Genomic DNA, 19,956 nt, shown 5'->3' on the forward strand with positions numbered 1-19,956 from the left:
GGTGAGGGTGCGGTAGGTCTGGACGGCTTCGGTGATGGAGGTGAGTGCTGCGTCGCGGTCCCCGGTGTTGCTCTGGCGGTTGGAGAGGTTGTTGAGGGCTCCGGCGAGGTCGGGGAGGAAGGCTGCGGGGTTGGTCTGGGCGAGGGTGCGGTAGGTCTGGACGGCTTCGGTGATGGAGGTGAGTGCTGCGTCGCGGTCCCCGGTGTTGCTCTGGCGGTTGGAGAGGTTGTTGAGGGCTCCGGCGAGGTCGGGGAGGAAGGCTGCGGGGTTGGTCTGGGCGAGGGTGCGGTAGGTCTGGACGGCTTCGGTGATGGAGGTGAGTGCTGCGTCGTGGTCCCCGGTGTTGCTCTGGTGGTTGGAGAGGTTGTTGAGGGCTCCGGCGAGGTCGGGGAGGAAGGCTGCGGGGTTGGTCTGGGCGAGGGTGCGGTAGGTCTGGACGGCTTCGGTGATGGAGGTGAGTGCTGCGTCGCGGTCCCCGGTGTCGCTCCGGCGGACGGAGAGGTTGTTGAGCCACGAGGCCCGAGCGGCTCGTGTTTCCTCGGACATGTCGTCGGCGTCGTCGGGCCCAGAGAGTCTGGTGGCGATCAGCGCGAGGTCGCGCAGGGTGCTGTGTCCGACCGGTAACGTCGCCGCCAGCTCGGCCAGTGGCAGTGGCGTTCCCTCGGCTTCGGCGTACCGCTCCAGAGCCTTGGCGAAGACGCCGCCCTGGGTCGCGGCCACCGAGAGTGCCGGCTTCCACAGGCCGGGGGCGGCGTCCAAGGCGGCCTGGGCGATGTCCGCCATGGTGGATTCGTCGCTCGATGACGCGAACCGTGAGACGCCCACACACGCGTTCAGCTGCTCGTTTTCGTCTGCTCCCCTCAGGCACTCGCGGAGCAATGCGCGATCCGTGTTGAACACGCTGGACGCGAGATGGGTGCCGAGCGGGTCCGGCCGGACCGCCAGGGTGCCGTCTTCGGGAGCGGCGGGCAGGAGGTCCGCGAGCAGGGCGGCGATCTCATCGCGGCGCGTGCCGTCAGTGGCCAGTTCTTTGATGGCCTTGAGGGCGTGGTCGAGCCGTTCCTCCTGTGGCGCCAAGAGGCTGAGGCAGGCTCCTGCCTCGCGCAACATCCGTCTCGTTCGCTTCGACGGCATGCCGATACGGGACTTGTACGCCCGCACCCAGTAGCCCAGTTCGTGGTCGAGGATCTTCTCGTACAGATCTTTCTCCGACGTTGGTGTTCCGTCGGTGGCGTCCGCGCGGGCGGCGAGCCAGGCCAGCATGACCAGATCCAGGGTGGTCCACCTGCCGGAGGCGGGGTCGGGAGGGGGACTGCTGCCCATGGCGACGAGTTCCGACGCGCCGAAGGAACGCACTGCCGCCCGGTAGACGCCTGTCTGGCGGGGGTGACGAGCGGCCAGAGCACTGTCGTGCAGAGCGTAGGGATGGCCGTCCTCCCTGAGCGCCACCGCGATCTCCTCCTCCCACCAGCCGCTGACTGTTCGTGCGGTCAACAGCAGACAGGTGGGTGCTTCGCGCTCCCGCAGGGTGCGCAGGAGATTGATGACGTCCCCGGACTTGCGGTCCTCGGTGTAGTCGACGACGACCAGCAGCGGGGAGGCGACGTTGCTCAGCCAGGCCCGGTCCTGGGGGTCGGGGTCGCGGACGAGAAAACCGGTATACCAGCCGGTGGCGGAAAGACGGTGGGCGAGTTCTGCCGCCAGGCGTGTCTTTCCCGCTCCTCCGACACCGTGCAGCAGGGCGATCCGAGTGCGCGGCCTCAGGGGATCAGGGGCCTGGAACCAGTCCTGGAGGAAGTCGAGTTCGTCCCTGGGATGGAAGCGGATGGCGTCATACCGGGCCCACAGGTACGTGAGCGGGCCGCTGCCGGTGTCACCGTCCTCCTCCACCGGCACCGGCACCGGTAGATAGGGCGGTGCGAGGACGTCGGTCGTGGGCCGGTAGGGGAGGGGATGCGGCTCACATTGCTCGTAGCCGAGACCGATGTCGATCGTCGCCCTCCAACGGTCCTCGGCGGCTTCCCGTAGGAGCGCGGCGCCGTAGGCGACCGACTGAGCCCAGGACTGCTGTTCCCGGCGTCGGGGGTCGGCCGCATCGCTACGGGAGGCGACGCCGGTGATGTCGAGGGCGAGGAATGTGCCGGGAGAGTCCTCGGTCTCGGCCAGCTGGTCGACGAAGTCCGTTGGTAGTGTGCGCCAGTCGGGATCCTGTTCGTCCTCGCGGTAGTCCCGGTGAGCGTGGTTCGACCAGTTGCCGGCAAGCCAGATCGCGACAAGCGCGTGTGCCGGATCACCTGGTCCGGCACCGGCCAGGACGATGAGCAGTGGATGCAGCCCGGCGTCCAGGCACGCGCCGGCGAAGGTGACCGCGAGGTCCAGGCAGGTGCCGTGCCGCGGTCGGTGGAGCACCTGGTCCGGCGGCCGGACGGTCTGGCGGCCGGGATCACTGGTGGTCGGCTCGTCGGCGTACTGGATACCCAGGGTGGCGAAGGCGTCGTACAAGGCGCGTGCGCGAGCCGCGGGGGGACCGTCCCCGGGGGCGGGCATCAAGGTGCCGAGGAGGTCGGCCGGTGTGCCGGATGTACGTTTGCCCGGACGCTCGCACTGGACGTACTCGATCAGGGCCCCGGGATCATTGCTCGCCCACCGGCGCCACGACGTACTCACGCGCCCGCTCCCTCGAACTCCGCGTCCACCACACCCAGTACGTCCCCGGCCGAAAGGCGGTCCACCGCCGGCACACCGGTGGCCGCGATCTCCACCGAGTACGTTCCCGCGCCCGGCGGCAACAGTTCCGCCTGCCACCGGTCGTCACCGGACCTGGTGCACGGCAGCCACGGCGTGGTGCCCTTCTGCTGCCCGTCTCGTGCTCGGAGTCGGCTACGCACCTGCGTCCGTTCGTCCGCCTGCGCGCCGTGAAGGGTCACACCGACCGTGACCGGGTCGCCGGACAGGGCGGTGTCGTCCAGGTCGAGCCCGAGCCAGGGGCGGTCGGGCTTGTCGCCGCGTACGGAATCGAGCGGTTCACCGGCGTACTCCGCCAGTATGTCGACCACCACCGACGAGGAGCCGAGCGCCATATGGCGCTCCGGTACTCCCCTGCGTATGCGTATGTCCTGCTGTTCGATGGGGATGGCCGAGATCGCGGGGACCGTGCCGTCGCCGAGCCAGTCGGGGTTGGGCAGCCAGCCCGGTGCGTTCTTCGACACCGACAGGCCGGTGGACGAGAGCAGGGCCTGCTGGAGGGTGGCGTGGCCCCGGCCGAACACGGCGGTGACCTCGGGGAGGTCGGGGCCGGCGAGCAGCCCGGTCCAAGCCGACTCGATGTCTTGGTGGACGCCGAAGGCGGCCTTCGCCTGCCGGACGAACGATTCGCCGACAGCAGCACCCGTTCCGGTCCCTTCCTCCAACTCGTAAGGCCTGAGTGGTTGTGCGCCGTCGGGCCGTGCCACCGCCGGATAACGGGGCAGGAGTTCGTAGGCCGACGGCCACTGACGCAGCACTTCGGTGAGTCCGGCCAGCCGTTTGGGGCCCACCTTCAGCCCGTTCGCCAAGACGTCCAGCGCCTTGGGGGCGCCGCGGTGCGGGGTGCCGAGGGTGATCAGCGCCGCGCATTCGGCCGCGCCACCCAGGGGGCCCAGCCAGTAGCGGGCCACCAGGCCGCCCATGGAGTGCGCGACCACGATCACGCGCCGCCGACGGGCTCCGGAGCGCTCGCCGTTCAGACGCGCAGCGACATCGGCGGCGAGGCGCTCGGCCGCGTGCCGGATGCTGTGCCGGAAGTCGTACGGGAAGAGGACCAGGTCAGCACGGTTGTCCGGGGTGTGCCCAGGTCGCGAGACATCCACCTGTACGTCGTCGAAACGGTTGCGGATCTTACGTATCAGGCCGTCATAGCCCGGGACGACGAAGGGGCCGATGAGGCTGATGTCCGGCATCAGACCGACCGGAACCAGGTCCGGATGCACATCCAGACCCAGCCTGTGCGGTCGAGTGGCCGCGGCGACGAACCGCCGTCGGTGCTCGTCCCAGTGGGCAGCCCCCTCGGGCGTCTCCAGGACACTGCCGCCGATTCCGGGCACCACGACGACGAGATGTTTGAGCGAAGCCACCGGCTGTTCCCCCGTTCACACTCGTCACCCAGTGTCGGATCGGGGTGACGGACAATCAGAGGTACGAAGATAGCGCCGAATCACACACGTTCGGCAGGGTTTCCTCACGTAGGTAGCAGGTCCGGAGATCGATCATGCGTACGGGCTGGCCGGTCGTGCGGGCGATCGTCTCGAAGTCGCGGTCGTGGTGGAGCAATGTCAGCCCCGCCTCTTCCGCGGCTGCTGCCACCAGAAGGTCGACGGGGCCCGCGCTGCGGTGTTCGCCCTTGGCGGTGAGCAACTCCTGGACGACGCGTGCGCGTCGGAAGACGCCGTCGGGCATGGGGCACCAGGTGTAGTGAGCGTCGAGCGCGCGCTTCACGCGTTCCCGGTCCGCCGCCGAGCGCGCGGAGGAGAGGACTTCCAGTTCGGTGATGTCGCACAGGGCGACGAGTCCCGCGCCGATCCTGTCGTCCCACTCGGCCGTGGTCCGGCCGAGGAGGACGCGGGCGAGGGCGGAGGTGTCGATCAGGTAGTCGGCGACGGTCACTCGCCGTCTCCCGCGTCGCGGACGTCGCCCGGCTCGCCGACCGGGCGGTACTTGCCCTTGTCGAGAAGCAGGCTGATGTCCAGGGCGCCTTCGGCGGTCAGTTCGCGTGCCTGTTCCAGGGCGCGCAGCCGCCGGTAGCGGGCGGTGACCTCCCGCAGGGCGGTGTTGATGGTGTCGCGCTTGGTCGTGGTGCCGAGCTCCTTGGCGGCGGCCTCCAGGGCCTCGTCGTCGAGATCGATCACGGTGCGGCTCATCGCGCCCCCTTATATACAGAGTCTTATATCAAGATACATGGCTCCGTATGTATCGGGCGCGAAGGCCGTCACGCGGCGTTCGTGCAGATGATTTCGTCACGCGGTGTGTAGTGCGTGTGGAACGGTTCCCGCTTTACTTCCTTGCCGTTCTGGTGGAAGACGCGGTCCACCTCGACGTCGAAGCCCTCCAGGGGGGTTTGCGGGACGCAGGCCGGGGTGTTGTTCACCTTGTGGGCCGGCTGGTGGATGTTCGTGCGGGGGCCCGTCACCGAGGTGATCGCGTCGTACTTCTTCGTGCCGAGGAAGTTGATCGTCACCGAGTGGTCCGTCGACTCGGCCTGGATGTAGAGGGTGTGGCCCGTGTCGTTGGTGAAGCGGAGGTCGAGGCTGCCCCAGGCGACCGTCGCCTCGCGGCCCTCGGGGTAGCGCTCGATGTAGAAGGAGTGGGCGCCGTGTTCGACGGGCTTGACGCCGGCGAAGAACATCGCGTTGTAGACGGTCGTGGCGACCGCGGAGACGCCGCCGCCCGGGGCCTTCGTGAACTGGTCGTCGAGGATCATGATGCCCTCGACGAAACCGTTGCTCTCCGTGCGCTGGCCGACCGTGCGGTTGAAGCTCCAGGTCTCGCCCGGGGCGACGACGGAGCCGTTGATGAGTTCGACGGCCCGGCCGATGTTCTTCGTGCGGTACGGGGCCGGCTCGAAGTTGACCGTGAAGGAGGAGAGCTTTTCCTTCACGCCCAGGCGGGCGGCGTTCGCGCCGGTCAGTTTCGGCTCGGTGCGGATCGCCGCGACCTCGCCGGTGCGGGCCGCCGTGCCCGTCTTGGTGAGCAGGGGGAGGACCGCCTTGCCCAGCGCCTTGTCGGTGACGCGGATGCCGGTGCGGCCCTTGTCCGTCACCACGGCGCGGTCGCCGTTCAGGGCGAATGTGGCGTTCGCGGGTGTCGTCGTGACGCCGGCCAGGGCGCGCTGTACCGCGGGGGCCGCGTACAGGCCCTTGGCGTCCAGGTGCGGGGTCAGGCTGCCGGACGCGTCCGGGCGCAGGGTCAGGTGCGCGGCCAGGTCGGCGGGGGCGATCGTGACGCGTCTGCCCTCCGTGGTGAGGGTGACGGGAGCGGAGACCGCCGGTTCCGCGATGTCGCGTACCGCCCGGCGTACCTCCTGCGCGTTCACCTTCGGCTCGGTCTCGTGGACCGGGAGGGCCGTCACCGCGTTCGCCGTGTCGCGCAGGAACGCGCTCCGGAGCGTGTCCACCGCCGCGTCCACGTCCAGGGCCGCCCCGCGCTGCGGCGTGACCTGCCGGACCTTGGTGCCGGAGAAGGAGACGGCGCCGTCCCGGACCTTCTGGTCGAGGGTCTTCGCGAGCTTGCCGAGGGTCGCGCGCGCCTTGTCCTCGTCCACGTCCACGACCGGCTCGACGGACCCGCCGCCGCCCGAGCTGAACAGGCCGCCGATCACGCTGACCGGGTCGGACGCCGTACGTGACGCACGGTCCACGGTCCGCTCGGCGTCGTAGCCGATCCCCGCCTGCCGCGCGTCGACGGTTCCGCTGCGGTCGCCGACCGTCACGGACAGTTCCCGCGGGGCCGCCGCCGTCAGGCGGGCGTCCAGCTTGTGGACGGCCTCAGCGCGGCTGAGGCCCCCGATGTCGATGCCGCGCACCGTCGTGCCCGCCTCGATGTCACCGCCCGTGAGCAGCAGCCCGGCCAGATACACACCTCCGACGCCGACGGTCAGCGCACCGCCCACGAGGGCGAGGGGCGGCACGGAGGCTATTCGGGGGCGGGGGCGCATGGATCTCCTGGAACGGACGGAACGGACGGAACGGACGGAACGGATGGGGCTACGGATGAGCAGCGGCCCAATGTACCCATTCGTCGATATAGGTGCATATGTCATGTGACACCTTGTGGGTCGGGTCACACCGGTCAGAAGCGCAGCGGCACCACCGACGGCAGCTCCGGGTACACATGGCGCCACTGGCCCGTCACGCAGTCCACGACCTTCGTCTCGTCCTCGGCGGAGGCCGCGAAGTCGGCGAGGTTGCGTTCCCTGGTCGTCACGTGCCCGCCCTGGCGTTGCACGCACGCGCTGACCGCCGCCCTCAGGGGGCGGTCCATGACCTGGGTGTGGGCCTCCACGAAGGCCGGTTCGACCATGGAGAGGTGCGCGAGGTTGCAGCGCTGGACGGCCTCGTTGTACGTGGCCGGGTCGCCGCTGGGCGTGATGTCGTAGATCAGCGTGAGATTGTCCGCGGGGCTGCGCACCGGGTCGCCGACCGGGTATCCGGCGTCCCGTACGCAGGAGACGAACCGGTTCACCGCCGTACGGTATTCCGCGGCCGTGACCTTTCCGTCGCCCAGGGCCCATTCCTGGCCGGGGAGCGGTATGTCGCCGGAGTGCTCCCGGCCGCCGTCGCCGGCCGGGGCACAGCCCACGGCGACGGCGGCCAGGATCCCCGCGACGGCGATCGTCGCTCGGCGCACGGGTCAGGACCTGGTGACGTTGCAGGAGTCGCAGCCCCAGTGCAGGCCGTAGCGGTCGGCCACCGGGTTGGTCGTGTCGGTGGCGTAGGCGCGGCTGCTGGTGCCGTACACACGGGGCGTCCAGTAGCCGTTGTTGCGCTCCAGGGCGGAGCTCAGCCGGCCGGCGCAGTCGCCCGACGCCTTCACGGTCAGCGCCCAGTTGTAGCTTCCGGTCCAGCCGCTGGAGACCCGGTTGGTGCCACAACTGCGCGACACCTCACGGTTGTTGCCCAGGGCGTGGGCGTCGGTCGCGGCGATCACCGGCGCGACGACCATCATCGCCGTCACGGCGGCCGCCGCGGCGGACCTCCGCGGGGAGAAGGAGAATCTGCCTGCCATCGTCCTCACGCTTCCTTCCAGGAAAGGGAGTTGTGCGGTCGGAGGGAACGCTACGGACGCCGTCGGCGCGGGCGTATCTATTGCGTGTTCAGGCAAAGGCCGAGCAACCGGGCCTGAGACGTGCCCTGTTCACGCGCCGTGCACCAGATCCGTCCCCAGGCGGGTGCGGGTGTGCAGGACGGACGCGCCCAGCCGCTCCGTCGCCACCAGGCCCGCCCGGCGCAGCGCGGCCGCGTGCCGGCTGGCCGTCGACGCGGAGACACACAGCCTGCCCGCCAGCGCGGTGGTGCTGTGGCCCGTGTCCAGGAAGCGCAGCGCGGCCGCGCGGGTCGGGCCGATCAGCTCCTCCAGACCCTGTCCGGAGCCCCGTTCGGCCGACGGCGTCCGTGGGATCCACAGTGCGGTGCGGGCGACCGGATAGATCAGCACCGGGGGCAGCTCGGGGTCGGCGAAGCCGATCGGATGGTTGTGGCAGAAGAAGCTGGGGACCAGGTGGAGGCCGCGCCCGGCGAGCCGGACGTTCCGGGCCACCGGATAGCTGACCTCCAGCACGGGAGGGCGCCAACGCAGGCCGGGGCAGAGGTCGTTGAGCATGGCCTCGCTGCCCTGCTCCAGGAGCACCGCGGCCCGGCGCGCCATGTCACGGCGGGCCCAGACGAGCGGACCGGGGGTGTACGGGGCGAGCGCGACGGCGTGATAGCGGCGCAGGGCCGCGCCGAGCCGGTGCAGCGCGGGAGGCCGCCCGGCACCGATGCCGTCGAGTCGCCCCGACGGACAGGACCGCGCCTCCAGCAACCGGTCGATCTCGGCGCGCAGCCGGCATCTGGCCGTGGAGAGTACGACGTCGATCCCGGCCTCCAGGGCCGTGGTGTGTCCTGGCGGGGTCAGGAAGTCGGGAAAGTAGGAGCTGATGGGCGCGATCGCGGTGAGCAGCCGGACGTCCGGGCCGAGCCCGGCGTCGGCCAGCGCCCGGCAGGCGGTGCGCCGCCACGGCGCGAAGAACGGGTCAGGACTGGCGAGTTGATGCAGACTCAGGACGGTCTCCCACATGACGTCCGGCTGTGCGGCCAGCCGTAAACGGCCGAGATCTGCACTGCTGAAGTGGATGCGAAGCACGGGTCCCCCTCCGGTCGCACGGCAGAGCTGAAGACTCCCCGACTCCATGAGAAGCGAGCGGAGTAAACGTCCCCTAGGCGATTCCTTGCCGTCGTCGGACGGGTCCCGCTGCATAGGGTGGGCTCATGTCCACCACAACACCCGGTCAGACACCGTCCGTTGACACCGAGGAGCTGCTCGCCGACCCCTACGCGGTGTACGCGCGGCTCCGGGAGGCGGGGCCCGTCCACCGCTTCACCGGGACGGACGGTCTGCCCGCCTGGCTGGTCACCCGCTACGACGACGTGCGCCACGCCCTCGCCGATCCGCGGCTCTCCCTCGACAAGAGCCGTGCGAAACCCGGCGGTTACCGCGGACTCGCGCTGCCCCCGGCGCTCGACGCCAACCTGCTGAACATGGACCCGCCGGACCACACCCGCATCCGCCGTCTGGTGGTGAAGGCGTTCACCCCGCGCCGCATCGCCGCACTGCGCGAACCCGTCCGCAGGACCGCGCACACGCTCCTCGACGCCGTCGAACCGCTGGGCCGCGCCGACCTGATCGCCGCGTACGCCGCCCCGCTGCCGATCATCGTGATCTGCGACCTGCTGGGTGTGGCCGAGGCCGACCGGCCGGACTTCCGGACCTGGACCGACGCCATCGTGATCCCCGACCCCGCCCGGCCGGAGCGGGCCAAGGACGCCGTCCGCGCACTGATCGGCTTCCTCGCCCGTCTCCTCGCCGCCAAGCGGGCCGACCCCGCCGACGATCTGCTCTCCGACCTGGTCGCCGTACGCGACGACGAAGACCGGCTCAGCGAAGACGAGTTGATGTCGCTGGCCTTCCTCATCCTGTTCGCCGGGTACGAGAACACCGTCCATCTGATCGCGAACGCCACCCTCGCCCTGCTCACCCACCCCGAGCAGCTCGCCGAGGTCCGCGCCGAACCCGGGCGGCTCGGCGACGCGGTGTGGGAACTCGCCCGCTACGACGGTCCCGTGCCGCTCGCCATCCGGCGCTTCCCCGTCGAGGACGTCACCATCGGCGGGGTCACCGTCCCGGCGGGGGAGACCGTGCTGCTGTCCCTGGCCGCCGCGCACCGGGACCCGCGCCGGTTCGCCGACCCCGACACGCTCGACCTCGGCCGTGACGTCACCGGCCATCTCGCGCTCGGGCACGGCATCCACTACTGCCTCGGCGCGCCGCTCGCCCGGCTGGAGGCCGAGACCGCGCTGTCCGTCCTCCTGGAACGCTTCCCCCGGCTGGCGCTCGACGGCTCACCGGACGAGGTGGAGTGGCGGCCTTCGATGCGGTCGCGGGGGCTGCGGGCGCTGCCGGTGCGGTTCTAGCACCCCCTCTCGCACCCCCTCACACCCCCGCCCCGACCTCCTCCCTCTCCGCCCGCGCCAGCGCCCTGTTCCGCCGTACCGACGACACGAACGACGCCGCGATCAGCAGCACGCCGATCAGCCCGGTGACGATCTCGTTCACCTCGTACCGGACGGTGACCAGCAGGATCCCCGCCAGCGCGCCGATCGCGTAGTGGGCGCCGTGCTCCAGGTAGACGTAGTCGTCCAGGGTGCCCTGGCGGACCAGGTGGACGGTGAGCGAGCGCACGTACATCGCGCCGATGCCGAGCCCGAGGGCCATCCAGAAGATGTGGTTGGTGACGGCGAACGCGCCGATCACGCCGTCGAAGGAGAAGGAGGCGTCCAGGACCTCCAGATAGAGGAAGAGGAAGAACGCGGCCTTCCCGGCGAGGGCGACGGCGGACACGGGCCGGTCTCCCACCGGCCGGTCGCCGGACGACGACTCCTCGTCCTCCAGCCGGCTCTCGAAATAGCCCGAGAGGCCGCCGACCACGAGATACGTCACCAGCCCGGCCACCCCGGCGAGCAGCACGGTCGCCGACTTGTCGGTGTGCCCCGTGCTGATGTGCGCGTGCGTCGCGAAGGCCGTCGCGGTGATCAGCAGCGCGCCCAGCGCGACACAGACGGACAGCATGTCGACCTTGCCGAGCCTGGCCAGCGGGCGTTCCAGCCGGGCCAGCCACTTGACGTCCCGGTCCTCCAGGACGAAGTCCAGGAAGATCATCAGCAGGAACATGCCGCCGAAGGCCGCGATCGCCGGGTGGGCGTCGGTGACCAGGGCCTCGTAGCGCGCCGGTTCGTCGAGGGCGAGCCGGACCGCCTCCACCGGGCCGACCTCGGCGCTGACCGCCACGATCAGCACCGGGAAGACCAGCCGCATCCCGAAGACGGCGACCAGGATGCCCACGGTGAGGAAGATCTTCTGCCAGAAGGCGTTCATCTTCCTCAGGACCCCGGCGTTGACCACCGCGTTGTCGAAGGACAGCGATATCTCCAGCACGGAGAGGATCAGGACGATCCCGAACGCCTCCCAGCCCCACTGCCAGGCCGCGAAGGCGAGCCCGAGCGCCGTGACGGCGAACGACCAGCCGAACGTCTTGAGGATCACGCGTCCACCGCCGCCTTCACCGCGAGGACCGGGCAGTCGGCGCCCAGCAGGATCCGCTGGGCCGTCGAGCCCAGGAGCAGCTTGCCGACCGGACTGCGCCGCCGCAGCCCGATCACCACCAGGGACACACCGGGGCCCTCGGCGAGGTGCAGGATCTCCTTGGCCGGGTCGCCGCCGCCGAGCACCTGCCGCAGGTCGAAGTCGATGCCGAGCGCGCCCAGGTCGGCGCGGACATGGTCCAGATCCGGTTCCTGCGCGAACCCGGGATCCACCGTCGCGTCCGCCCGCGAGGTGTTCACCACCAGCAGTCCCTCCCCGCGCCGCCGCGCCTCGTCGATCCCCGCGCGCAGGGCGGCCTCCCCCTCGGGCGAGGGGACGTATCCCACCAGGACGGTCATGCGTGCACTCACTTTCGAGAGGTTCGGGAAGCTCGAGAGGTTCGAGATATGAGGGACAGGGGGCGGCCAGAGGCGAACCGCCGCAGCAGCGGCCAGACCAGCACCAGGCCGATCACCGTGTAGACCGTGTACGACACCGGCCCGCCCACCAGCCCCGACAGTTCGCCGCCGGAGAGTTGGAGGGAGCGCCGGCCCTGGAGTTCGGCGCGCGGGCCGAGGATCACGCCGATGATCAGCGGCAGCACGGGCAGTCCGAAGCGGCGCATCGCGAAGCCGAGGAGTCCGAGGATCAGCAGCAGGAACAGGTCCAGGGGCTGGGCGTTGACGGCGTAGGCGCCCATCGACGCGAAGAACAGGATGCCCGCGTAGAGGTAGGGGCGCGGGATCCGCAGCAGTCCGGCCCAGGCGGGCGCGAGCGGCAGGTTGAGCAGGAGCAGCAGCAGATTGCCGACGAACAGGCTGGCGATCAGCACCCACACCAGGCTCGCCTCGCGCTCGAACAGCAGGGGGCCGGGCTGGATGCCGTACGACTGGAAGGCGGCGAGCATCACGGCGGCGGTGGCGTTGGTGGGCAGGCCGATGGCCAGCATGGGGACCAATGTGCCCGCCGCGGAGGCGTTGTTGGCGGCCTCCGGTCCGGCGACGCCCTCGATGGCGCCCTTGCCGAACTCCTCCGGGTGCCGGCTGAGCCGTTTCTCCGTGGCGTAGGACAGGAAGGTGGGGATCTCGGCGCCGCCGGCCGGCAGCGCGCCGAAGGGGAAGCCGTACGCGGTGCCGCGCAGCCAGGGTTTCCAGGACCGTTTCCAGTCGTCGCGGCCCATCCACGGCCGGCCGACCGGGACGATCTCGGCGGGTCTGCGGCGCAGATGCGCGGCCACCCACAGCGCCTCGCCGACGGCGAAGATGCCGACGGCGACCACCACCACGTCGATGCCGTCGGCGAGTTGGGGGATGCCGAGGGTCAGCCGCTGCTGTCCGGACACCGCGTCGATGCCGACCAGGCCGATGGTCAGGCCGAGGAGGAGCGAGGCCAGGCCGCGCAGCCGGGAGGCGCCGAGGACGGAGGTGACCGCGACGAACGACAGCAGCATCAGGGCGAAGTAGTCGGGGGCGCCGAGGGAGACCGCGAAGTCGACCACGAACGGGGTGACCAGGACCAGCAGCAGGGTGCCGATGGTGCCCGCCACGAACGAGCCGATCGCGGCGGTGGCCAGGGCCTGCGCGGCCCGGCCCGCCTTCGCCATCTTGTTGCCCTCGACGGCCGTCACCACCGACGACGACTCGCCGGGCGTGTTCAGCAGGATGGAGGTGGTCGAGCCGCCGTACATGCCGCCGTAGAAGATGCCGGCGAACATGATGAACGCCTGGACCGGTTCCATGCCGTAGGTGACGGGCAGCAGCAGGGCGACGGTCATCGCCGGGCCGATGCCGGGCAGGACGCCGACGGCGGTGCCGATGACGACGCCGATCAGGGCGAGCAGCAGGTTCATCGGGGCGAGGACGTCCGCGAAGCCCTGCATGAGGTTGTCGAGATTGTCGAGGGTGTTCATCACTCGTCCGTCACAGGATTCCTTGCAGGACACCGGCCGGGAGGTTCACACCGAGGCCGATGGCGAAGGCGTAGAACGTGCCGAGGGACAGTGCCGCCGCGATCGCCAGATTGCGCAGGTGGTGCCGGTTGCCGAGGGCGAAGGCGCTGCCCCAGAAGAGCAGGGCGCCGCTGATCACCCAGCCGAGCCGTTCGATCAGCACCGCGTTCACCACGAACGCGCCGGTCAGCAGGGCGACCGTGCGCCAGTCGCCGCCCTGGGTCAGGTCGACGTCCTCGCCGGACTCCGGCTCGCCGCGGCCGCCGCGCGCCACGTCGACGGCGTACAGGACGGCGACGATCACCAGCGCGACGCCGAGGGCCAGCGGGACCGCGCGCGGGCCGACCGGGTCGGTGCCGCTGGTGAGGTGCGGGATGCCGAGGCCGTCCACGACCACCGCCGTGCCCAGCAGGGCGAGCAAGGCGCACACGCCGTACTGCGCGCGGTCCCCGCCCCGGGGCGGATGAGTCCGGCTGCGGGTCGGCTCGTCCGTGTCGGTGCTCATGCCAGGCCGAGCTCGGTGAGCAGGCTGGCGACGGACTTGTCCTGGTTCTTCAGATAGACGCCGAAGTCGTCACCGGTGACGAAGGCGTCGGTCCAGCCGCGCTTGGTCAGCTCCGTGCGCCACTGCTTCGAGTCGTGCATCCGCGTGACGCTGTCGACCCACGTCTTCTTCTCGGCCTCGCTGATGCCCGGAGGGGCCACGATCCCGCGCCAGTTGGTGAACACCAGGTCGATCCCGGAGTCCTTGAGGGTGGGGGCCTCGGCGACCGCGTCGATCGGCTCCTCGCTGGTCACCGCGAGGATCCTGACCTGCCCTGCCTCGATCTGGTCGAGGAACTCGCCGAACCCGCTGGCCCCGAAGGCGATCTTGTTGCCGAGGACGGCCGGCAGCAGCTCGCCGCCGCCGTCGTAGGAGACGTAGTTGACGTCCCTGGGCTTGATGCCGACCGCCCGCGCGAGCTGCATCGGCAGCAGGTGGTCGGGGCCGCCGGGCGAGGAACCGCCGCCCACGGCAACCGACTTGGGGTCGTTCTTCCACGCGGTGACCAGATCGCCGATCGTCTTGTACGGCGAGTCCTTCGCGACGACGATCGCCCCGGCCTCCTCGATCAGCTTGGCGATCGGGGTGGTGTGCGTCAGCTTGGCCGACGACTTCGAGGTGTACGCCGCCCCGACGACACCCAGGCCCATCTGCATGGCCAGCTTGCCGTTGCCGTCCTCGTTCACCAGCCGCTGGAGCCCGACCGTGCCGCCGGCGCCGGGCAGGTTGTACACCTGCATCCCGGTCGCCACGTCGGCGTCCTGCATCACCTGCGCGACGGTGCGGGCGGTGACGTCGTAGCCGCTGCCCGGGGTGTTGGGCACCATCAGCCGCAGCCCGCCGACGGGCTTGCCGCTCCCGTCCGCGCTCCCGGAGTCCTTGTCCGCGGTGGCCCCGCAGGCACTGACGGCGAGCAGCGACACCGTGACGAGGACCGGGGCGAGGACGCGGGCGGGAAGACGGGGGGAGCGGGGGGAACGGTCGGCGGCAGCAGGGGCGGGAGCGGAGAGAAACGCGGCTCTGCGAGATCTCATGGCTCATCTCTTTCGCTTGGGCGGGTCCGGCGCCATGATTGTGCGATCCCTCGGACACCCCGTCTGCCTTGTGTGACCATTGAAGGTTGAGTTCATTGTGGTCGTGACCGCCCGCCGCCCCACGCTCGCCGGTGAGCTGCTGGTCCTCCAGCTCGCCATCGTGGTGGTCGTGCTCGTCGCGGTCGCCGCGGTGTCGCTGGCGCAGTCCAAGGCGACCTTCGACCGGGTCGAGGGCCGCCGGGTCACCGCCCTCGCCGAGGAACTGGCCGGAAACCCCCTGCTGCGCAGCCAGCTCGTCAGCCCCGCGCCCGCCGAGACCCTGGCGCCGCTGCTCCAGACCCGGCGCACCCAGTCGAACGTCTCCTCCGTCACCGTCGCCGACGCGTCCGGCGAGATCGTCGCCGCCACCGACCCCACCCTGATCGGCACCCCGCTGCCGGTCGCCGGCCCCGAACCTGCCCAAGCACGCGGCTGGTCGGGGGAGTTGGAGGTGGACGGGGTGCGTGAACTGGTGGCCCAGGTGCCGGTGCTCGGCGACGACCGGGACCGTCTCGGCGACCATCTCGGCACGGTCATGATCGGCCGGGTCTCCCCGACCGCCTGGCAGCGGCTGAGCGGCGCCTCCTCCTATCTGCTCGCCTACCTCGGCATCGCGAGCGTCCTCGGAGTGGCCGGATCCTGGCTGCTGGCCCGGCGGATCAAACGCCAGACCCTCGGCCTGGAACCGCGCGAGATCGCCGGCCTCGCCGAACACCGCGAGGCCATGCTGTTCGGCCTCGCCGAGGGCGTCGTCGCGCTCGATCCGCAGCTACGGCTCACCCTGGTCAACGAGGTCGGCCGCGACCTCCTCGACCTGCCCGCGGACTGCGTCGGCAGCAGCCTGGCCGACCTGGGCATCGAGGGCCGCCTCCATGACGTCCTGGCGGGCGGCACGGCAGGGGAGCGGCGGGACGAGGTGGTGCTGCGCCGGGGCCGGGTGCTGGTGATGAACCGGATGGACGTCACCAAGGACGGCCGCCGTCTCGGCTCGGTCACCACCCTCCGCGACCGCACCGAACTCGCCCAGTTGGAGCGCGAGTTGGGGTCCTTCCGGAGCAGCACCGAACTGCTGCGGGCGCAGGCCCACGAGTTCTCCAACCAGTTGCACACCATCTCCGGGCTGATCCAGATCGGCGAGCACGACGAGGTCGTACGGTACGTCCGCGCCCTGCGCCGGCACCGGGACTCGCTCGACCTGACCCTCACCAGCCGGGTCCGGGACCGGGCCGTCGCCGCGCTGCTGATGGCGAAGTCCGCACTCGCCGCCGAACGCAAGGTGCGGCTGCGGATCTCCGAACGCACCGCCCTCGACAAGCTGGACCCGGCCGACTCGGCGGACGTGGCGACCGTGCTCGGCAACCTCGTCGACAACGCCCTCGACGCCGCCGCCACGCCGGCCGGTGACCAGGACGACGACGCCTGGGTGGAGGTCGAACTGCGCCAGGACACCTCCAGCGTGGAGATCGTCGTCCGCGACTCGGGCCCCGGCATCGCCCCCGAACTCGCGCAGGAGGTGTTCCTGCACGGCTTCACCACCAAGGCCGCGCGCGGCGGCGACCGGGGGATCGGCCTGGCGCTCACCCGGCTGGTGTGCACCCGCCGGGGCGGCGAGGTGTCGGTGTCCAACACACAGGAAGGCGCGATGTTCGTCGCCTGGATGTCCGTGGGCCGGACGGCCGGCCCCCAGCCGGAGGGAGTCCGATGATCGACGTGCTCGTGGTGGAGGACGACTTCATGGTGGCGCGGATCCACCGCGGATTCGTGGACGGCGTCGACGGTTTCCGGGTGGTCGGCACCGCCGACTGCGGCGAACAGGCGCTCACCGCCGCCGCCGAACTCCAGCCCGACCTGGTCCTCCTCGACCTCTACCTGCCGGACATGTTCGGCCTGGACGTCGTCCCCCGGCTGCGCACCGCAGGACACGACTGCGACGTCATGGTGATCAGCGCCGCCCGGGAGGCGGAGGCGGTCCGCGCCGCCGTCCGCCAGGGCGTCGTCGACTATCTGCTGAAACCCTTCGACGCCGAGGACCTCAGGGAACGGCTGGCGCGCTACCGCTCCCGGCGCGGCGACCTGGCCGCCGGGACGGTCCGCGGACAGGCCGACGTCGACCGGGCGCTCGGCCGGGTCGCGGCACCGGTGGCGGCGCCCACGCTCCCCAAGGGCATGAGCGTCGAGACGTCCGAACTCGTCGAACGCGCCCTGCGCGCGGCCGACGGCACCCTGTCCGCGGCCGAGTGCGCCACCCGGGTCGGCGTCTCCCGGGTGAGCGCCCGCCGCTATCTGGAACACCTCACCGTCACCGGCCGCGCGGAGGTCACCCTGCGGTACGGACAGGCGGGCCGGCCGGAGCGGCGCTACCACTGGCGGGTGCCGTAGGGGTGGACTCGGGGCGGCGTCGGCGGTCCCCGGCGTGCGGAGGGGCGCGGGCACCGCAGACTGGCCGTCGGCGTTTCCACCGATCAAGCAGACCGCCCGGAGGGCTGACCGCATGCACTATCTGATCCTGGGCCTCGTGAGCCTGTACGCCGGGCTGCGGGTGCTCGCGCTACGGCGCCGGATGCTCTCCGCGGTCACGGCCGGCGGGCCCGCCCCGAAGCCGATCCTGCGCCCGCCGGTGCTCGCCGCGATCGCCGCGGTCGTCGTCGTGGGCGGCGCCTTCCTGGTGGCCGGCGGGGCGCTCACGCTCGCCCAGGGAGGCTGAGCGCGGCGCCCGGGACCGCATGGCCCGCCCGGCATATTCACTGACGTGGGCATGTCTCGGGGGTGAGGTGGGTAAGGGACCGTCGGGAGGGGCGTCCTCCCGAACCGAGGCTCCGACGACGAGTCCCGATGCACCCAGGAGGGCGTCATGAACCGACAGACCCGCGTGCGTGTCATCCGCCGGCCGGCCACCCCTCGCGACATGCCGATCGACCGGCGCACCCCTTCGGGACGCCTGCTGCCGTACTGAGCCGCCGGCTGCGGGCTACCGCGCCAACGCCCCTAGCACGGACTCCAGTTGGCGCAGCGGCTCCGCCCCCACGATCCGCAGGACGACCGTGTCCGCGCCGGACGCCGCCAGGTCGGCGACGCGGTCCGCGGCCTGGGCCGGAGTGCCGGAGACGGTGAAGACCTCCTCCGGGGGCCGGCCCAGCCAGGCACCGTGACCCTCGACGTGCGGGCGCAGCGTCCGGGACACCTCGGCCGGGTCGTCCCCGGCGTGGGCGAAGGCGAACACCGTCAGGGAGTGCCCGGGGCCCGCGCCGCCCTTGGCGGTCAGCGCCCGGATCTCCGTCAGGTCCCGCGGACCGTGCCCCTCGGCGACCAGCGTGCCGTCGGCGACCCGCCCGGACAGTTCCAGCGACCGGGGGCGCACCACACCGGCGACGACGGGCGGGACTTCGGCGGGCGGATGCACCAACCGGACCCCGTCCAGGCGGACTTCACGCCCGGCAAGCTCCACCCGCTCGCCGCGCAGCAGCGACCGTACCGACGTGATCGTCTCCTCCAGGAGCGCCAGCGGGGAGCGGGGCGCGACGCCGACCTGGGCCATCCACTCCCGCACCCCGTGCCCGATGCCCGCCACCAGCCGGCCCGGGAACACCCGTGCGAGGGTGGCCAGTTCCATCGCCAGCAGCGCCGGGCTGCGCAGCGGGGCGGGCGCGATCCCGAGCCCCACCCGCAGCCGTTCCGTCGCGCCCAGGGCCACGGCCGCCGCCGACACCCCGCCGTTCCAGCCGAGGTCCTCCACCACCCACAGGTCGTCCACCCCGAGCGCCTCGGCCGCCCGCGCGAACGCGGGCAGCCCGGCCGGGTCCCGGTCGCGGTCGTACATCACGCCGATCCGTACGTTCGTCATACGGCGGAACCTAGCGGAACCGGCGGAACCTGTGCGGTCGCGTGGCGGGTCAGGTCGCCAGGGGGTCCAGGGCGAGGGCGGCGATCCGGCCCTCCAGCATGGCGCCCAGGCCCTGGGCGGCGCAGATGTCGGGGCGTTCGGCGATGTGCACCGGCATGCCGGTGGCCTGGCGGAGCATGTGGTCGAAGCCGGGCAGCAGCGCGGAGCCGCCGACCATCATGATGCCCCGGTCCGCGAGGTCGGCGACCAGGTCCGGCGGGCAGTCCCGCAGCACCCGGCCGATCCCGTCGAGGACCGCCGTCAGCGGGGTCTCGATGGCGTCCCGCACGGCCGCCGTGTCGACCTTGACCGAACGGGCCAGGCCCGTCGCCACGTCCCGGCCGTGGATCTCCGTGATCTGGGGGCCGTAGGGGCTCAGGCCGTTGCCGGACAGGGCGAGCTGGAGCGGCCGTACGGACTGGCTGGGGAGCATCAGCTCGTGCTCGTGCCGCAGGTGCTGCACGATCGCGTGGTCCACCGCCTCGCCGCCGACCGGGACGCGCTCGGCGGTCACGATCGAGCCCAGGGAGAGCACGGCGACCTGCGTCGCGGCCGCCCCGCACACCATGATCATGGTGGCTTCGGGCCGTTCCACGGGCAGTCCGCAGCCGACGGCGGCGGCGATCAGCGTGTCGACGAGTTCCACGCGCCGGGCGCCCAGGCCGACCAGCGTCTCGATCGCCGCGCGCTGCGCGAGCGGGTCGGCGTCGTGCGGGGTGCAGGCGGCGCCCCGCAGGAACGGCTTGCGGCGCAACTGGCGGCGGACCTTGTCGCCGAGCAGATGCCGCAGCATGCGCTGCGCCATGTCGATGTCGACGACCGTGCCGCCGGAGACCGGGCGCATCACCCGGATGTAGTGCGGGGTGCGGCCCGTCATCCGCTCCGCGAACTCGCCGACGGCGATCAGCGCGCCGGTGCGGGTGTTCACGGCGGCGACGGACGGCTGGTCCACGACCAGCCCGGCCCCCTTCACATACACCCGGGTCCGCGCCGCACCGAGGTCGACGGCGAAGTGGCAGCGGCGTAGCTGCTCCAGACTGGCGGTCATGGCAGGTCCTCCCGAGAGCGCAGACCGTGGGGGCCGCCGGGCGGGCGGGCCTCGTGTGCGTGGGGCCGCCTTGCGAGCGGCCTCCCTCGCATC

The 19,956-nt window shown here is 71.4% G+C and carries 19 protein-coding genes; 4 read left to right on the forward strand and 15 right to left on the reverse strand.

Features of this window, described 5'->3' with window-relative positions; all coding sequences use genetic code 11:
• The 8 genes from G6W55_RS39420 to G6W55_RS39425 form a co-directional block, all read right to left on the reverse strand.
• Positions 1 to 2,667: ATP-binding protein (locus G6W55_RS39420; RefSeq protein ID WP_175522119.1), on the reverse strand; the 2,667-nt coding region annotated here is incomplete at its 3' end.
• Positions 2,664 to 4,112, reverse strand: coding sequence for a triacylglycerol lipase (locus G6W55_RS19435; RefSeq protein ID WP_175522120.1), 1,449 nt, complete (start codon positions 4,110 to 4,112; stop codon positions 2,664 to 2,666). The genes G6W55_RS39420 and G6W55_RS19435, both read right to left, overlap by 4 nt.
• 55 nt (positions 4,113 to 4,167) lie before the next feature.
• Positions 4,168 to 4,641 carry a PIN domain nuclease gene (locus G6W55_RS19440; protein WP_175522121.1) on the reverse strand — a complete coding sequence of 158 codons (474 nt, stop codon included), beginning with the start codon at positions 4,639 to 4,641 and terminating at the stop codon, positions 4,168 to 4,170.
• Entirely contained in the window at positions 4,638 to 4,895 is a 258-nt protein-coding gene (locus tag G6W55_RS19445) for a type II toxin-antitoxin system VapB family antitoxin (protein WP_175522122.1), read from the reverse strand. Before G6W55_RS19445 ends, G6W55_RS19440 begins: the two co-directional genes overlap by 4 nt.
• 68 nt (positions 4,896 to 4,963) lie before the next feature.
• Positions 4,964 to 6,688: a VanW family protein gene (locus G6W55_RS19450; RefSeq protein WP_175522123.1), complete on the reverse strand. Its 1,725-nt coding sequence runs from the start codon at positions 6,686 to 6,688 to the stop codon at positions 4,964 to 4,966.
• 134 nt (positions 6,689 to 6,822) lie between these two features.
• The gene (locus G6W55_RS19455) at positions 6,823 to 7,380 is read right to left on the reverse strand and encodes a hypothetical protein (protein WP_175522124.1); all 558 of its coding nucleotides are present in this window, start codon (positions 7,378 to 7,380) and stop codon (positions 6,823 to 6,825) included.
• A gap of 3 nt (positions 7,381 to 7,383) precedes the next feature.
• Positions 7,384 to 7,758 carry a hypothetical protein gene (locus G6W55_RS19460; RefSeq protein ID WP_030796224.1) on the reverse strand — a complete coding sequence of 125 codons (375 nt, stop codon included), beginning with the start codon at positions 7,756 to 7,758 and terminating at the stop codon, positions 7,384 to 7,386.
• 129 nt (positions 7,759 to 7,887) lie between these two features.
• The gene (locus G6W55_RS39425) at positions 7,888 to 8,874 is read right to left on the reverse strand and encodes a helix-turn-helix transcriptional regulator (protein ID WP_175522125.1); all 987 of its coding nucleotides are present in this window, start codon (positions 8,872 to 8,874) and stop codon (positions 7,888 to 7,890) included.
• A gap of 125 nt (positions 8,875 to 8,999) precedes the next feature.
• Here G6W55_RS39425 and G6W55_RS19470 point away from each other — a divergent pair, with 125 nt between their 5' ends.
• Positions 9,000 to 10,202 carry a cytochrome P450 gene (locus G6W55_RS19470; RefSeq protein ID WP_175522126.1) on the forward strand — a complete coding sequence of 401 codons (1,203 nt, stop codon included), beginning with the start codon at positions 9,000 to 9,002 and terminating at the stop codon, positions 10,200 to 10,202.
• 19 nt (positions 10,203 to 10,221) lie between these two features.
• On the opposite strand, the gene G6W55_RS19475 is transcribed toward G6W55_RS19470, so the two are convergent.
• From G6W55_RS19475 to G6W55_RS19495, 5 genes are read right to left on the reverse strand one after another with little or no spacing between them, the layout of a single operon-like run.
• Positions 10,222 to 11,331: a DUF475 domain-containing protein gene (locus G6W55_RS19475; protein WP_175522127.1), complete on the reverse strand. Its 1,110-nt coding sequence runs from the start codon at positions 11,329 to 11,331 to the stop codon at positions 10,222 to 10,224.
• Positions 11,328 to 11,729 (reverse strand): universal stress protein, encoded by a 402-nt coding sequence (locus G6W55_RS19480; RefSeq protein WP_175522128.1) that lies wholly within the window; start codon positions 11,727 to 11,729, stop codon positions 11,328 to 11,330. Before G6W55_RS19480 ends, G6W55_RS19475 begins: the two co-directional genes overlap by 4 nt.
• An 8-nt stretch (positions 11,730 to 11,737) precedes the next feature.
• Positions 11,738 to 13,279, reverse strand: a complete 1,542-nt coding sequence (locus G6W55_RS19485) for a tripartite tricarboxylate transporter permease (protein ID WP_254876340.1) — start codon at positions 13,277 to 13,279, stop codon at positions 11,738 to 11,740.
• Positions 13,280 to 13,289: 10 nt separating this feature from the next.
• The gene (locus G6W55_RS19490) at positions 13,290 to 13,823 is read right to left on the reverse strand and encodes a tripartite tricarboxylate transporter TctB family protein (protein WP_175522129.1); all 534 of its coding nucleotides are present in this window, start codon (positions 13,821 to 13,823) and stop codon (positions 13,290 to 13,292) included.
• A complete protein-coding gene (locus G6W55_RS19495; protein ID WP_175522130.1) occupies positions 13,820 to 14,896 on the reverse strand; it encodes a tripartite tricarboxylate transporter substrate binding protein in 1,077 nt (358 codons plus the stop codon). Before G6W55_RS19495 ends, G6W55_RS19490 begins: the two co-directional genes overlap by 4 nt.
• A gap of 97 nt (positions 14,897 to 14,993) precedes the next feature.
• Between G6W55_RS19495 and G6W55_RS19500 the strand changes: the two genes are divergently transcribed.
• From G6W55_RS19500 to G6W55_RS19510, 3 genes are all read left to right on the forward strand, one after another.
• On the forward strand, positions 14,994 to 16,640 hold the full coding sequence (locus G6W55_RS19500) for an ATP-binding protein (protein ID WP_175522131.1): 1,647 nt from the start codon (positions 14,994 to 14,996) through the stop codon (positions 16,638 to 16,640).
• The gene (locus G6W55_RS19505; protein WP_030796208.1) at positions 16,637 to 17,314 is read left to right on the forward strand and encodes a response regulator; all 678 of its coding nucleotides are present in this window, start codon (positions 16,637 to 16,639) and stop codon (positions 17,312 to 17,314) included. The genes G6W55_RS19500 and G6W55_RS19505 overlap by 4 nt, the downstream gene beginning before the upstream one ends.
• Before the next feature lie 112 nt (positions 17,315 to 17,426).
• Positions 17,427 to 17,639 carry a hypothetical protein gene (locus G6W55_RS19510; protein WP_175522132.1) on the forward strand — a complete coding sequence of 71 codons (213 nt, stop codon included), beginning with the start codon at positions 17,427 to 17,429 and terminating at the stop codon, positions 17,637 to 17,639.
• Between the two features lie 264 nt (positions 17,640 to 17,903).
• On the opposite strand, the gene G6W55_RS19515 is transcribed toward G6W55_RS19510, so the two are convergent.
• Entirely contained in the window at positions 17,904 to 18,776 is an 873-nt protein-coding gene (locus G6W55_RS19515; RefSeq protein WP_175522133.1) for an LLM class flavin-dependent oxidoreductase, read from the reverse strand.
• A gap of 49 nt (positions 18,777 to 18,825) precedes the next feature.
• Positions 18,826 to 19,863 carry a rod shape-determining protein gene (locus G6W55_RS19520; protein WP_030796202.1) on the reverse strand — a complete coding sequence of 346 codons (1,038 nt, stop codon included), beginning with the start codon at positions 19,861 to 19,863 and terminating at the stop codon, positions 18,826 to 18,828.
• Between the last annotated feature and the right edge of the window lie 93 nt (positions 19,864 to 19,956).

The organism is Streptomyces sp. CAI-85 (assembly GCF_013363615.1).
Classification (GTDB): domain Bacteria; phylum Actinomycetota; class Actinomycetes; order Streptomycetales; family Streptomycetaceae; genus Streptomyces; species Streptomyces antibioticus_B.